The following is a 14471-nucleotide window of genomic DNA, read 5'->3' as shown; positions in this document are numbered from 1 at the left end:
CCCCCCCCCCCCCCCCCCCCCCCCCCCCCCCCCCCCCCCCCCCCCCCCCCCCCCCCCCCCCCCCCCCCCCCCCCCCCCCCCCCCCCCCCCCCCCCCCCCCCCCCCCCCCTCTCCTACAGCGGCGGGTCACCCCTCGGTTGTCAGCCGGTGTTCTGGACCCCGGCGGCAATGCCGTTGATGGTGGCGAACAGCGCGCGCTGCAGCTCATCTTCCTGGCTTCCGCCTTCGCGCCAGCGGCGCAGCAGCTCCACCTGCAGCAGGCTGATGGGGTCCACGTAGGGGTTGCGCAGGCGAATCGACAGGCGCAGGCGATAGTCATTGGCCAGCAGCTCGTCAGCGCCCTTGATCGCAAGGATCGCATCGTGGGTGCGCTCGAATTCCGCCGCGATTTTCGGAAAAAACACCTCGTGCGTATCACCAGCCAGGCGCGAATAGCGGGCAAAAATGTCCATGTCCGACTTGGCCAGCAGCATCTCCACGTCATCGAGCATGGCGGCGAAGAACGGCCAGTCGCGCGCCATCTCAGCCATCGTTTCCAGCCCGTGCCGGTCGATGCCGGCCTGCAGCACATGCCCCACCCCGTACCAGCCGGTCAGGCCGGAGCGGTTCTGCGACCAGGCAAATACCCAGGGAATCGCGCGCAGGTTCTCCACCCCGCCATCGCGGCGACGCGACGGACGCGAGCCGATCTGCAGCCGTTCGATCACATCGATGGGCGTGGCCGCGCGGAAGTAGGCGTTGAAACCGGGATCCTCATGCACCAGCGCCCGGTAACAGGCGCGCGAATCGGCGGACAGCGCATCGGTGATCCCGCGCCAGCCGCGTGCGCGCTGATCGGCCGGGCGCGGACGCAGGCTGGCCTGCAGCACCGCACCCGTCATCTGTTCGAGGTTGCGCAGCGCCAGCGCGCGGATGCCGTACTTGCGGTGGATCACCTCGCCCTGCTCGGTCACGCGCAGGCGTCCATCGACCGTGCCGCGCGGCGCGGCGATGATCGCGCGCCCGGTCTTGCCACCGCCGCGGCTGACCGAGCCGCCGCGGCCGTGGAAGAACACCAGCCGCACCCCGGCTGCCTTCGCCAAACGCATCAGGTCCACCTGGGCCCGCTGCAGCGCCCAGCGCGAAGCGAGCAGGCCGCTGTCCTTTGCACTGTCGGAATAGCCCAGCATCACGATCTGGCGATCGCCGCGCGCCTGCAGATGACAGCGATAGACCGGGTCGTCGAACAGCGAGCGCATCACGTCCGCAGCCGCATCAAGATCATCGACGGTCTCGAACAGCGGCGCCACGTCCAGCGGCACATCGCCCGCCCCTTCGCCTTCCACGCAGCCGGCCATGCGCGCCAGCGCCAGCACTGCCAGCGCATCGGCTGCGCTGCGGCTCATGCTGACGATATAGGGGCCCAGCGCGTCGGCGCCGTAACGTGTGCGCGCGGATTTCAGGGTGCGGAATACGGCCAGCGATGAGGCCGCCTGTTCGGCGCCTGGCACGCGTGGGGTCGGGGTTTCGATCAGCGCATGCAGTCGTTCCAACCGCTCCGGCAGCGGCCTGTCGCCCCATCCGTCCTCGCCTTCCAACGCACCCAGCGCAGCGTCGTGGGCGGCCGAATCCTGGCGCAGGTCCAGCGCCGCCATGTGGAAGCCGAAGCTCCTCACCCGACGCAGCAGTCGGCGCAGCGCCCGCCCGCCGGCCTGTCCGCCGCGGTTGTCGGCCAAGCTGGCATCGATCAGCGCCAGGTCGGCGAGAAACGCGTCCACGTTTTCATAGGCCATGCCGTCGTAAGGCATGCCGTCGCCGGGCACATTCTCATCGGAGCGATCGTCGTCCGACACCAGCCGGGCCGACATCAGCTCCAGCAGCTGCCGGTACGGCATGTCCTCCTGACGCGCACGCAGGCTGGCCGCGACGCCCGGCATGGCCTCGCGGTACTCCTCCACGCGCGCTTCCACAGCGGCGCTGATCCCGGCGCGATCACGCGTCTGGGTGAGCACCAGGCCAAGCGCGGCCAGCTCCTGGCGGTACTGCGCCAGTACCTGCGCACGCTGCGCAGTGAGCGCGGCCTCAATGGTGTCGGCGCCCACGTTTGGATTGCCGTCCATGTCGCCGCCCACCCAGGTGCCGAAGCGCAGCACGCTGGGCAGGTCGATGCGCTCGCCCCAAGCCGCCTCCACCGCGTCGGCAAAGACCTGGTAGAACGCCGGGAGCACCCGGAACAGCACGCCCAGGTAATGACCGATATGGTCCACCTCATCGGTCACCGTGGGCCGTCGCGGCGGCGCTTCGGAGGTCTGCCAGGTGGTCGCAAGCGCCTGGCGGATGCGCGACTCGTCACTCAGTCGTTCTTCGGGCGTACGGGTGCGATCGATGTCGGCCACCAGCCGCTCAACGATCACCTCTTCCTTGGCCAGCAGCGCGCGGCGCACCGCCTCGGTCGGGTGGGCGGTGAACACCGGCTCCACCCACATCCGCGGCAGCAGCGCCTGCAACTCATCCAGGGTCACGCCATCGGCGTGCAGGGTTGCCAGCACTGCCTCCAGCCCCCCTGGCTGGGGACCCGCATCACTGCGCTGGTGCTCCCGGCGGCGGCGGATGCGATGCACCCGCTCGGCCAGGTTGATGGCGCCGAACCAGGCAGAGAACGCGCGCACCAGGGCGTCCGCATTGGTCGGCGACACCTGCGCCAACTCCGCGGCCAGCGCGTCCACCGGCTCATCATTTTCGCGCCGGGCGATGGCAGCGCGCCGCACCGTCTCGACCTGCTCAAGCAATGCCGGCGAGACCTGCTCGGCCAGCATCTCGCCCACCATCGCGCCCAGCCGCCGCACGTCGTCGCGCAGCAGGGCGTCGGTATCAGCGAAGTGCACGCTGCGAAGCGAAGGGGTGTCGTGGGTACGGGTGTCGTCGGCGGATGCGGGCATGTTTTTCATGCCGCAAAGGCTACACCGCCCACCGTGAGGCGCGATCCTGCCGACAGCCTTGAGTCAGTATGCGAACTCGCGGAAGACCTGGTCGATATCGCCGTTCCAGTCGCCCTGGAACAGCGCCAGCTTCCGCTCGGCCGGCGTTTCGCCAGATTCGGCGAATTCCACCAGCGGCTCAAGGAAGCGGACCTCGTCGCTGCCCTGCTCGTTGAGCACCGCGCGCCTGGCGAGGCCGGCGGCGGAGATCTGCAGGGCCCGGATCGCCAGGTCCTGGACCTTGCCACCGCGGAACGGCAGCCCCAGCGCGTGCTTCGGCACGCCATCGCGCAGGGCATTGCGCTCGGCCATGGTGAAGTCCTTCACCAGGTCCCAGGCGGCATCCAGCGCAGCGTCGTCGTACAGCAGCCCCACCCAGAACGCCGACAGTGCGCACAGCCGGTTCCACGGCCCGCCATCGGCGCCGCGCATCTCCAGGAAGCTCTTCAGCCGCACCTCCGGGAATGCCGTGGTCATGTGGTCGGTCCAGTCGGTCAGCGTCGGCAGCTCGCCCGGCATCGCCGGCAACTTACCCTCGAGGAAATCACGGAAGCTCTGCCCACTGGCATCGATGTAACGCTCGCCGCGCTGCACGAAGTACATGGGCATATCGAGGATGTAATCCACGTAGCGCTCGTAGCCGAAGCCGTCCTCGAACACGAAATCGAGCATGCCGGTGCGGTCCGGATCGGTATCGGTCCAGATGTGCGAGCGGTAGCTGAGGAAGCCGTTGGGCTTGCCCTCGGTGAACGGCGAATCGGCGAACAGCGCGGTGGCCACCGGCTGCAGTGCCAGCGCCACGCGGAACTTCTTCACCATGTCCGCTTCGCTGGCGTAATCCAGGTTCACCTGCACCGTGCAGGTGCGGGTCATCATGTCCAGGCCCAGGCCGCCGACCTTGGGCATGTACGCGCGCATGATCCCGTAGCGCCCCTTGGGCATCCACGGCATGTCCTCGCGCCGCCACTTGGGCTGAAAGCCCATGCCCAGGAACCCAAGCCGCAGCCGGTCGGCCACGGTCTTGAGTTCGTACAGGTGGTTGCCCACTTCGGCGCAGGTCTGGTGGATGTTTTCCAGCGGTGCGCCCGACAGCTCCAGCTGTCCGGCCGGCTCCAGCGATACCGAAGCGCCGTTGCGGGTCAGCGCGATCGTGCGTCCGCCTTCCTGCACCTCGGCCCAGTCGTAGATCGCCAAGCCCTTGAGCACGGCCTCGATGCCGCGCTCACCGTCGAAAGTCGGCGGCCGCAGGTCGTCCAGTCGGAAGCCGAATTTTTCGTGCTCGGTGCCGATGCGCCAATCGCTGCGGGGCTTTACGCCGGACGCGGGCACCGCCACCAGCTGGTCGCGATGGGTGATCGGCGCTTGTTCGCCGGCCTGGGTGGAACTCGACATTGGCAGCCGTCCTGGTGGAAGGAAGAGCGCGGCGAGATCAATACGCGCCGCAGTCTTCGCAGTTTACCGGTGGCCGCATCCACGCGGCGTTGCGGCACTGGAACACGCCATGCGGCACCCGTCCCCGTCTCGTGGAGCGCGCCGCTACAGATCCATCCAGCCGGAAACGACTGCGCGGGCCTCGTCCAGACCGGTTTTGTGCAGCGCGGAGAAGGTCTGCACGCTCACCCCGTTGCCGAATTCGGACTGCAGATCCTTGCGCACCACCTGCAGCACATTGCCGGAACCGCCGCGGCCGAGCTTGTCGGCCTTGGTCAGCAGCGCGTGCGCGGGCAGGCCGCGATTGACCGCGTAGCCGAGCATCTGCCGGTCGTATTCCCTGAGCGGATGGCGGATATCCATCACCACCACCAGGCCGCGCAGCGCCTGGCGCTGGGCGAAATAGCTGGCAATGAAGTGTTTCCAGTGCGCCTGCAGGTCCTTGGGCACCTTGGCGTAACCGTAACCGGGCAGATCCACCAGGTGCCGGTCTTCGTGCGGCTCGATCTGGAAAAACACCAGCTGCTGCGTGCGGCCAGGCGTTTTCGACACCCGCGCCAGCGCATTCTGGTTGCAGATGACGTTGAGCGCGCTGGATTTTCCGGCGTTCGAGCGCCCGGCAAAGGCCACTTCATAGCCGCTGTCGATCGGCAGCTGGGCCGGGGTGTGGGCAGCCAGCCTGTAGCTGGCGCGAGCGAGGGGATTGGACATCCGGATAGCATCGCACGCCGGGGCCGCCCACGTCGGGTTTGACCGCACTGATCCCCGGCGACGATAATTCGGCGTCCTGCCGGGTGCTCTCATGCCCGGTCATCTGTGTTCCCGGAGCCAAGCATGCGCCACGCTCGCGCCTACGCCCTTGTCGGTCTGGCTACTCTGGCAGCCGCCGCGGTTGCCTTTGCCCAGTCCACCGTCCTGCCGCTGGAAGAAGAGCCGCCGATTGAATCCGCGCCGCTGGAAGTTCTGAGCGTCGCCGAAATCCTCGAAGGCACCACCTGGGGAGATCCCGACAACGGCGCCGCGCTCGCTTCCACCTGCGCCGCCTGCCACGGCATGGATGGCAAGGCCACCGTGCGTGACATCTATCCGTCCATGGGCGGGCAGAGCGAACGCTACATGGCCCACCAGCTGGCCCTGTTCAAGGCCGGCGAGCGCATGAGCCCGATCATGCAGCCGTTTGCCGACATGCTCAGCGGCCAGGAAATGCGCGACGTCGGCGCCTACTACGCACTGCAGGAGCCGGACAGCGGCCTGGCCGACGACAGCGTGGTGGAAGCCGGTCCCTACGCGGGCGAGAAGTTCTACGAAATCGGCGAGAAGCTCTTTGTCGGCGGCGACTTCGATCGCGGCATCCCGGCCTGCATGGCCTGTCACGGCCCCGCCGGCGCCGGCAACCCGGGCCCGGCCTATCCGCAGGTCGCCGGCCAGCCGTCCTGGTACGCAGTGCAGCGCCTGCAGGCCTACCGCGACGGCAGCACCCGGCCGCAGGAGCCGGCGCTGTTCAACATCATGTCCGAGATCGCCTCCGACCTGACCGACGAGGAAATCCAGGCCCTGGCCAGCTACATGGAAGGCCTGCACGCGCGCCCGGACGCCGCCACCCGCGCCGCCATGGCCCAGGTGGAAGTGCCGGCCGAAGCGCCCGCACCCGCCGCCACGCCGGCAGCGGATGCAAGCGAAACCGACGAAGGCGAGCAGCCCGCAGCCGGTGACGCCGACAGCGACACCAGCGTGGACGCCGACGCGGCCGACGCCGATGAAGAATCCCAGGAGCCAGTCACGCAGCAGTGAACTTTCACTGCCGTTGCGGGTCTGAGTCCGTACAGTCTCCTTGAAATCATTCGCCGGCCGCGTTATCGGCCGGCTTTTTTTTGCCCGGAAGCCCTGACCCATGAACATCACCGCCCGCTGGCTGCTCCCACTGCTTCTGCTGTTGGCTCCGGCGCTGGCCGCCCCCGCCGCCGCCCAGACCCCGGTTGAAGGGCAGGATTACGTGCGCATTGCCGACGGCGCGCCCTGGCAGCCGCTTGAGGGCCAGATCGAAGTCGCCGAAATCTTCTCCTACGCCTGTCACGTCTGCGCCGAATTCCGGCCCATGCTCGACGCCTGGGCGCGGCGCCAGGCCGACGATGTCCGGGTCAGCCACGTGCCCGCGGCCTACCGCCGCCAGGATCCCTTCGCCACCATGTTCTTCGCGGTGCAGACGCTTGGTCAGTCCGATGCCGTGCACGCGGCCACCTTCGATGCCGTGCATCGCCGCGGTCTGCTGGCCCGCAACGCCACCGTGGCCGAAATCAGCACGTTCTATGCTGGCCTGGATCTGGATCTGGACCGCGCGCGCCTTGCCGAAGCCGCGCAGAGCGCGGAGGTCGTGCAGAAGCTCGGCGCAGCGCAGGAATTCCTGGTCCGCAGCGGCGCCGAGGGCACCCCGACCCTGGTCGTCAACGGTCAATACCGCGTCCAGGGGCGTACCCTGCAGGACGTGCTGCGCATCGCCGACCAGCTGATTGCCATGGAGCGCGCCAAGGAGCGCGCGCCTTGAGCCAGCGCCCCTTGACCCCAATTTCACCAGACAAAGCCTGAGATCTGCCCATGAAGCCTTTCCGCTACGCCCTGATTTCCCTGCTCCTGCCGCTGCTGCTGGTCGCCTGCGCCCAGCAGGATGACGCCGCACCCGCGGCCACCGCACCGGCCGCAGCCCCGGCTGTTGAACACGCCCCGGCCAGCGCAGCAGCAGCTGCCGATACCGCCGGCACGGATGCTCCCGCGCAGACCGCCCCGGCCCAGGCCACCACGCCGCAGGGCCCAGCCCCGGTGGAAGGCACCCACTACGTGGTGGTCGAAGACGCACAGCCGCTCCAGCCGCTCAACGGCCAGATCGAAGTGGTCGAGGTGTTCGGCTACACCTGCGGCGCCTGCGCCAGCTTCGATCCGCTGATCTCGGCGTGGGAAAAGCGCCAGCCCGAGGACGTGCGCGTGACCATGCTGCCGGCGGCGTTTGGCGGCATCTGGGACACGTTTGCCAAGGCCTACTACGCCGCCGAGTCGATGGATCTGGCGGAAGCCACCCACGGCCCCATGTTCCGCGCCCTGCACGTGGATCGCTCGCTGTCCCCGCAGGGCTTGAACACCAACGTGCTCGCCGCGTTCTACGCCCAGCACGGTGCCGATGAGCGCCGGTTCGCCCAGACCATGGAAAGTTTCGCGGTGGCCGGCCAGGTGCGCCGCGCGCAGCAGTTCGCCGTCGCCGCGGGTGTGGACGCCACTCCCACCATGATCGTCAACGGCAAGTACCGCGTGGTCAGCGGCCAGGACTTCCAGGACGTGCTGCGCATCGTCGACCACCTGGTGGCGCGCGAGCGCGCCGCTGGCGGTAGCGACACCGCGCAATGAATACCGCGCGGGACCAGCGTGTTGTGACCCGGCCCAGCGCCGAGTCGCTGCTGCGTGCGCAGTCCCGCGAGCGGCAGACCATCAAGCTGCTGAGCGCCAACATCCAGGCCGGGTCCAGCACCCGGCGCTACAGCGACTATGCGATGCGCAGCTGGTCGCACGTGCTGCCGACCGGCGGCAAGCGCGAAGCGCTGGACCAGATCGCCCAGCTTGCGGGCAATCACGACATCGTCGGCCTGCAGGAAAGCGACCCCGGCAGCTGGCGCTCGGGCTTCACCAACCAGACCCACTACCTGGCCGAGCGCGGCGGGTTCGATTACTGGACCCATCAGCCCAACCGCAAGGTGGCCAACGTGGCCTCCAGCGCCAACGCGCTGCTCAGCCGCTACGAGCCGATCGAGGTCATGGACCATCCGCTGCCCGGCCGGGTGCGCGGGCGCGGCCTGCTGCTGGCCCGCTTCGGCGAGGGCGACGCCGGCCTGACTATCGCCGTGGCCCACCTGTCGCTGGGCGCGCAGTCGCGCAAGGCGCAGCTGGGCTACATCGCCGAGCTGCTCAGCGACTACCCCAACGCGGTGCTGATGGGCGACTTCAACTGCACCGCCGACCGGCCCGAAATGTCGGTGCTGTACCGCCACACCTCGCTGCAGCCGAACGAAAGCTGCATCCACACCTTCCCCAGCTGGCGGCCGCAGCGCGCCATCGACCACGTGCTGGTCACCAGCAGCCTGGCCACCAGCAACATGCGCGCCCTGCCCGCGGCGCTGTCCGACCACCTGGCCCTGTCGGTGGACCTGGACGTGCCTGAAGAAGCCCTGCGCACCGCCGGCTGAGCCTGCCGCCGGGCCATCTCACCACAGCGCCATCGCAATCCCGACCAGCGCCATGAAGGCGGCAAAGACGCGTTTGAGCGTCGCGCCGCTGATCGCGTGGGCCAGACGGGTGCCCAGCGGCGCTGTCAGGATTGAAGCCGCCGCCACCCCGACCGCCGCCGGCAGGTACACGTATCCCAGCGCATATTCGGGCAGCGCCCCGGCCGGCGCCTGCAGCGCATAGCCGAGGGCACTCGCCAGGCCGATGAAGATCCCGCAGGCGGCGGCCGTCCCCACCGCACGCACCGGCACCACCCCCAGCCAGCTCAACAGCGGCACCGTCATGCTGCCGCCGCCAATGCCCACCAGCGCGGACAGCGCGCCAATGCCGCCACCCGCCGCGGTCAGTCCCGCGCCGCGCGGCGTCACCACATCGGCCCCGGCCGCGGGACCGCGCGAGAACGCCATCTGCGCCGCGATCAGCAGGCAGTAGCCGGCCACGCACCACTTCAGCACCGCGCCATCCAGCCCGATCGCAAAGCGGCTGCCCAGCCACGCCCCAAGCAACATGCCCGGCACCAGCCAGGCCACGCTGGCCCAGATCACGCTGCCGCGGCGGTGATGGGCGCGGGTGGAGGAGATCCCGGTCAACACGATGCTGCCCAGCGAGCTGGCCAGCGCCGCGTGCATGGCCGCCTCCCTGGGCACGCCGTACTGCGGCAGCAGCCAGGCCAGCGAAGCCACCAGCACCAGTCCGCCGCCAATGCCCAGCAGGCCGGCGAGCACGCCCACCAGCGCGCCCAGCGCGAGGAAAATCAGTAGCAGCGTCAGCATGTCGTCTCCGCAAAAAAGACCGGCCCGCAGAGGAATCCGCAGGCCGCCTGCAAGGGTAGCGCAGCGCCCGCACGGCTGGCCGCACGTTGACGGGCGCCGGGCTTCATCCACCCTTCGCTATAGTCGGCTGCGCACCGCACCAGCCCTATGATGCCCATGAAAACATTGCTGCTCACCGTCACCCTGTCCCTGCTTGCCCTGCCCGGGGCAGCCGCCGCCCAGACCGATACCGTCCAGCTGCGCGCCGCGTTTGAATCCGCCGCGCGCGGCCAGCCGGTGGCTCCGCACATGGCGTCGCACCCGGCCTACGGCTGGGTCGAGTTCGCCTCGCTGCGCCGCAACCTGGAATCGCTGCCGCAGGCCCAGGCGCAGGGCTTCATGGAACGCTACGCCGACCAGGCGGTGGCCGGACTGTTCCGCGAGGAATACCTGCGCGCCCTGCATCGGCGCCAGGACTGGGCCGGCATCCGCGCGGCCTGGTCGCCTGCAATCACCAACACCCGACTGCGCTGCATTGAACTCAATGGACGCCAGCATCTGGGCGCGGCCGATGCGGCATGGGACCAGCAAGTCGCGGACATCTGGCGCTCCAGCGGCGGCTCGCTGCCCGACGAATGCGATGCGCCCTTCGCGGCGCTGGACGCGCGCGGGGCGCTGACCCCGGCACTGCGCTGGGAGCGGCTGGAGCTGGCAGCAGCAGACGGGAACCCGGGCGTGATGCGGGTGGCCGCGCGCGGCCTGCCCGCCGACGAGCGCGCGCTGGCCGAGGATTACGCCGCCTTCGTGCAGGCTCCCCATGAGCGGGCCCTGGGCTGGCCGAAGAACGCGCGCAGCCGCCTGGTGGCTTCCCACGGGCTGGCCCAGCTGGGCCGCAATGATCCCGACGCCGCGGAAGCCGCGCTACCCCGCTATGCGCGCGCACTGGAATTCGATGAGGAAGCCAACGGCCGCGTGCAGCACCAGATCGCGCTGTGGACGGTGGCGTCCTACCTGCCGGACTCCGCGCGCCGGCTGAACCTGGTGCCCGACTCCGCCTACGACAGTCGCCTGCACGAATGGCGCGTGCGCGAGGCGATCACCCGCTCCGACTGGCAGGCCGCGCTGGACGCCATTGGCAAGATGGACGAGGAGCAGCGCACCAGTTCGCGCTGGACCTATTTCGCCGGGCGCATGCACGAGCTGCTGGGCCACCAGTCGCAGGCCCAACCGCTGTACGCGCAAGCGGCGACCGACGCGACCTTCCACGGCTTTCTTGCAGCAGATCGCCTGCAGCAGCCCTACGTCCTGTGCCCGCTGCCGACCCCGGGCGATGCGTCGGCGCACGCGCGGGTGGCCAACCATCCGGCCATGATCCGCTCGATGGCCCTGTTCCGCGCCGACCGCCCGGGCTGGGCCACGCGCGAATGGGCCCACGCACTGGAGCAGTTCAACGATGAGCAGCGCCGCATCGCGGTGAAGGTGGCCCAGGACAACGGCTGGTTCGACCGGGCGGTGTTCGGGCTGGGCCGCCAGCCTGAGGAAATGCGCCTGTACGAACTGCGCTTCCCGCTCCACTACGACGGGGTGATCCGCGCCGAAGCCGTCCGCAACGGTCTGGATCCGGCCTGGGTGGCGGCCAAGATCCGCGCCGAAAGCACCTTCAATCCCAATGCGCGCTCACCGGCCGACGCGCGCGGCCTGATGCAGGTGCTGCCCAGCACCGGCGCCGCCGTGGCCCGCCGCTTGGGGCTCAACTGGAGCGGCGGCAACAGTCTCTACGACCCCGCCACCAACATCCGCATCGGCACCGCCTACATGGCCCAGCGCCGCGACCAGTACGGCTTCCCCTACATCGCCTCGGCGGCCTACAACGCCGGGCCCACGCCCACCGCGCGTTGGCAGGCGCAGCGCGGCAACATGGATCCCGACCTGTGGATCGAAACCATCAGCTACCGGGAAACCCGCGAATACGTGGCCCGGGTGATGGCTTTCAGCGTGATCTACGACTGGCGCCTCAACGGTGCTGCGGTACCGATCAGCGAGCGCATGCACGGGCGCACCGGCGCACCCACCCGCGCGTTCACCTGCCCGACAACCACCGGGTAGGAGCCCGCCATCCGCGCGAAACCGTTTGAAAACAGGCATCCTGCGCGGATGAAGACTTACCTCGTAGGCGGAGCGGTACGAGACCGGCTCCTGGCCCTGCCACCCGGCGACCGTGACTGGGTGGTGGTCGGGCAGACGCCGGAGTCGATGGCCACCGCAGGCTTCCGTCCCGTGGGTCGCGACTTCCCGGTGTTCCTGCATCCCGACACCGGCGAGGAATACGCGCTGGCCCGCACCGAACGCAAGACCGGCCCCGGCTACCGCGGCTTCGTCGTGCACGCCGACCCGTCGGTGACGCTGGAACAGGACCTTGAGCGGCGCGACTTCACCATCAACGCGATCGCCGAGGCGCCCGACGGCAGCCTGACCGACCCGTTCAACGGCCAGCGTGACATCGAGCAGAGGGTGCTGCGTCATGTGGGCCCGGCCTTTGTCGAAGACCCGCTGCGGGTGCTGCGCGCGGCGCGCTTCATGGCCCGTTTTGCGTCGCTGGGCTTCAGCGTGGCGCCGGAAACGATGGCGCTGATGCGCGAGATTGCCGCCAGCGGCGAACTCGACGCGCTGGTGCCCGAACGCACCTGGCAGGAGCTGGCCAAGGCGCTGGTTGCCGCGCGCCCGTCGGCGTTCCTGCAGACCCTGCGCCAGGCCAACGCCCTGGCCGCGGTGCTGCCGGAAGTCGACGCCCTGTACGGCGTGCCGCAGCGCGCGGAATACCACCCGGAAGTCGACACCGGCATCCATCAGGAGCTGGTCAGTGACATGGCGGCGCGGCTGGCACCGGGCGACAGCGTGATCGGCTTTGCCGCGCTCACCCACGACCTGGGCAAGGCGCTGACCCCGGAATCAAAGTGGCCGCGCCACATCGGCCACGAGCAGGCCGGCCTGAAGCCGCTGGAAGTCCTGTGCGATCGACTGAAGGTGCCCAACGCGCATCGCGAGCTGGCCCGCGTGGCCTGCCGCGAGCATCTCAACGTGCATCGCACGCTGGAGCTGCGCGACGCCACCGTGCACGACCTGTTGGCCCGCTGCGATGCTTTCCGCAAGCCCGAGCGGATCGCTGCGCTGGTGCTGGTGTGCGAGGCCGACCGCCGCGGCCGCCTGGGTTTCGAAGACGTCGACTATCCGCAGGCCGCCGAACTCAAGCGCCTGCACGCCGCCGCCATGGCGGTCAGCGCGCGGGATGTGGTCCAGGAAGGCATGACCGGCCCCGCCATCGGCCGCGCCCTGCGCAAGGCCCGCATCGACGCCATCGCCACCGCCCGCACCCTGTAGGAGCGCGCCATGCGCGCGAAGCCGCGTGAATCCTGTTGCCGGCAGATCGCAACACTGCCGAAGGTCCGGTGGGTCAGCGCCTGTCAGGACTGTCGGCGACATGGACGTCGCCGACAAGCGCACATGGACGTATTCACAGCGGGTCCTGACAGGCGCTGGCCCGCCGGACCGCCCCCGCAAACCAATCGTCACGCGGCTTCGCGCGCATGGCGCGCTCCTACAGGAGACGTCAGGCGGCGGTGGGGCTGGGGCCGGTGGGAATATCGAGAAGCGGCAGCAGTGGCGCAAGCTCCGGGTAGCGACCCGCCACGTCGCGCAGATAGGTGAGGAAGCGCTCCGCATCGGCCAGGTACTTCGGCTTGCCGTCGCGGTAGTTCAGGCGGGCGAAGATCCCCAGCACCTTCAAATGCCGCTGCACGCCAATCAGGTCGGCGTCGCGTCGGAACTGCTCCAACGCCGGCACCGGAATGCCCGCCGCCTGCGCACGCGCGTGATAACGACCCAACCACGCGTCCACCCGCGCCGGCTCCCAGCTGTGGAACGCATCGCGCACCAGGCTCACCGGGTCATAAGCGACCGGACCCCGCACCGCATCCTGGAAATCGAGCACCGCCAGCCCACCCTCCACCGGCATCAGGTTGCGCGGCATGTAGTCGCGATGCACAAACACCTGCGGCTGCGCCAGCGCCGATTCGATCAGCAGCGCATGCACCCGGGCCAGATCGGCACGCTCACCGGCATCCAGCGTCACCCCGAGGTGGCGGCCGAGATACCACTCCTCGAACAGGTCCAGCTCGCGCTGCAGCAGCGCGGCGTCGTATGCGGGCAGGTCCGGCGGGCACTCGAGCTGCTGCAGTGTCAGCAGCTGGTCGATGGCGAGGTCGAACGTCGCCTCCGGATCCAGCCGGTCCACGACCTGCAGCCAGGTCTCCCCGCCCAGGTCCTCCATCAGCAGGAACCCCGCATCCTCGTCACGCGCCAGCACCCGCGGCACGCGCACGCCGCCGGCCTCCAGCACCGCGTGCATGCGCAGCCACGGGCGCACGTCTTCCAGCGCTGGCGGCGAGTCCATCACGATCAGGGAACCATCGGCAGTGTGCGCACGCCAATAGGTGCGGAAACCCGCATCGGCCGAAGCGCGCTCCAGCGCCAGGTCGGCAACGCCGCTGGCACGACGCGCCCACGCCAACCGCACCGCCGCGCGCGCCGCCTCGGGCACCCGCGAAGCAATCGAGATCACACTCATGTCGGATACCGGCTCTTGATCATCGCGGCAGATTAGCAATTCCACCCACGAAAAGACCCCCTGTCCAGACGCAGCAGGAGGTCGCGCAGGGGCGTGATCCGCGTGGCCAGGCCGGCAATCACGCCCAGCGTGTTGGCCAGCGCATCGGCCCGCTCCATCTGCCGGGTCTCGGTCAGCGCGCCCTGGGCCCATTCCAGCCCGATGCCCAACAGCACCAGCCCCAGCCCGGCGCCAAGCAATGCCGGCCAGCGCGCGTACAGCTGCACCGCGGCGGCGGCGAGCACGCCATAGGCCAGGAAGTGTCCGATCTTGTCGCCGCCCTCCACCGGCGGCATTGGCGGCGGCGGAGCCAGTGACACCACCACTACCGCGGCAATCGCCACGCACCACAGCCCGCTCCACAGCCACGGCCGACGAAACGGTTTCAGCGACCTGCCCATA

12 protein-coding genes are annotated in these 14471 nt (G+C 69.4%); 6 read left to right on the top strand and 6 right to left on the bottom strand.

Annotation, left to right across the window (positions count from 1 at the left end; translation table 11 throughout):
* Positions 1-140: 140 nt before the first annotated feature.
* The 3 genes from ppc to yihA all read right to left on the bottom strand — a co-directional run bounded on the left by ppc (position 141) and on the right by yihA (position 5099).
* Positions 141-2918, bottom strand: coding sequence for a phosphoenolpyruvate carboxylase (gene ppc, locus WCE59_RS04005; RefSeq protein WP_449284102.1), 2778 nt, complete (start codon positions 2916-2918; stop codon positions 141-143).
* 63 nt (positions 2919-2981) lie between these two features.
* Positions 2982-4349 carry a glutamate--cysteine ligase gene (locus WCE59_RS04000; protein WP_343257426.1) on the bottom strand — a complete coding sequence of 456 codons (1368 nt, stop codon included), beginning with the start codon at positions 4347-4349 and terminating at the stop codon, positions 2982-2984.
* Positions 4350-4493: 144 nt separating this feature from the next.
* Complete coding sequence (gene yihA / locus WCE59_RS03995; protein ID WP_343257425.1) at positions 4494-5099, bottom strand: ribosome biogenesis GTP-binding protein YihA/YsxC; 606 nt, start codon at positions 5097-5099, stop codon at positions 4494-4496.
* Between the two features lie 123 nt (positions 5100-5222).
* On the opposite strand from yihA, the gene WCE59_RS03990 reads away from it, so the two are divergent.
* From WCE59_RS03990 to WCE59_RS03975, 4 genes are all read left to right on the top strand, one after another.
* A complete protein-coding gene (locus tag WCE59_RS03990) occupies positions 5223-6179 on the top strand; it encodes a c-type cytochrome (RefSeq protein WP_449284101.1) in 957 nt (318 codons plus the stop codon).
* Between the two features lie 100 nt (positions 6180-6279).
* Entirely contained in the window at positions 6280-6930 is a 651-nt protein-coding gene (locus tag WCE59_RS03985) for a thiol:disulfide interchange protein DsbA/DsbL (protein ID WP_343257424.1), read from the top strand.
* Positions 6931-6980: 50 nt separating this feature from the next.
* Positions 6981-7781, top strand: a complete 801-nt coding sequence (locus tag WCE59_RS03980) for a thiol:disulfide interchange protein DsbA/DsbL (protein ID WP_343257423.1) — start codon at positions 6981-6983, stop codon at positions 7779-7781.
* Positions 7778-8614: an endonuclease/exonuclease/phosphatase family protein gene (locus tag WCE59_RS03975; protein WP_343257422.1), complete on the top strand. Its 837-nt coding sequence runs from the start codon at positions 7778-7780 to the stop codon at positions 8612-8614. The genes WCE59_RS03980 and WCE59_RS03975 overlap by 4 nt, the downstream gene beginning before the upstream one ends.
* A gap of 18 nt (positions 8615-8632) precedes the next feature.
* Here WCE59_RS03975 and WCE59_RS03970 read toward each other — a convergent pair whose 3' ends face one another.
* Positions 8633-9427 (bottom strand): sulfite exporter TauE/SafE family protein, encoded by a 795-nt coding sequence (locus tag WCE59_RS03970; protein WP_343257421.1) that lies wholly within the window; start codon positions 9425-9427, stop codon positions 8633-8635.
* A gap of 150 nt (positions 9428-9577) precedes the next feature.
* Here WCE59_RS03970 and WCE59_RS03965 point away from each other — a divergent pair, with 150 nt between their 5' ends.
* Both WCE59_RS03965 and WCE59_RS03960 read left to right on the top strand, forming a co-directional pair.
* Positions 9578-11512, top strand: a complete 1935-nt coding sequence (locus tag WCE59_RS03965) for a transglycosylase SLT domain-containing protein (protein ID WP_449284100.1) — start codon at positions 9578-9580, stop codon at positions 11510-11512.
* Between the two features lie 48 nt (positions 11513-11560).
* A complete protein-coding gene (locus WCE59_RS03960; protein ID WP_343257419.1) occupies positions 11561-12784 on the top strand; it encodes a multifunctional CCA addition/repair protein in 1224 nt (407 codons plus the stop codon).
* A gap of 229 nt (positions 12785-13013) precedes the next feature.
* On the opposite strand, the gene WCE59_RS03955 is transcribed toward WCE59_RS03960, so the two are convergent.
* Both WCE59_RS03955 and WCE59_RS03950 read right to left on the bottom strand, forming a co-directional pair.
* Positions 13014-14030, bottom strand: a complete 1017-nt coding sequence (locus tag WCE59_RS03955) for an aminoglycoside phosphotransferase family protein (RefSeq protein ID WP_449284099.1) — start codon at positions 14028-14030, stop codon at positions 13014-13016.
* 32 nt (positions 14031-14062) lie between these two features.
* Positions 14063-14470: a VanZ family protein gene (locus WCE59_RS03950; RefSeq protein ID WP_343257418.1), complete on the bottom strand. Its 408-nt coding sequence runs from the start codon at positions 14468-14470 to the stop codon at positions 14063-14065.
* Between the last annotated feature and the right edge of the window lies 1 nt (position 14471).

Origin of the sequence: Luteimonas qiangzhengi, from assembly GCF_039548515.1 — a bacterium.
Classification (GTDB): Bacteria; Pseudomonadota; Gammaproteobacteria; order Xanthomonadales; family Xanthomonadaceae; genus Luteimonas.
The sequence above is the reverse complement of the archived record's forward strand: the minus strand, read 5'-3'. Positions and strand labels throughout refer to the sequence as shown.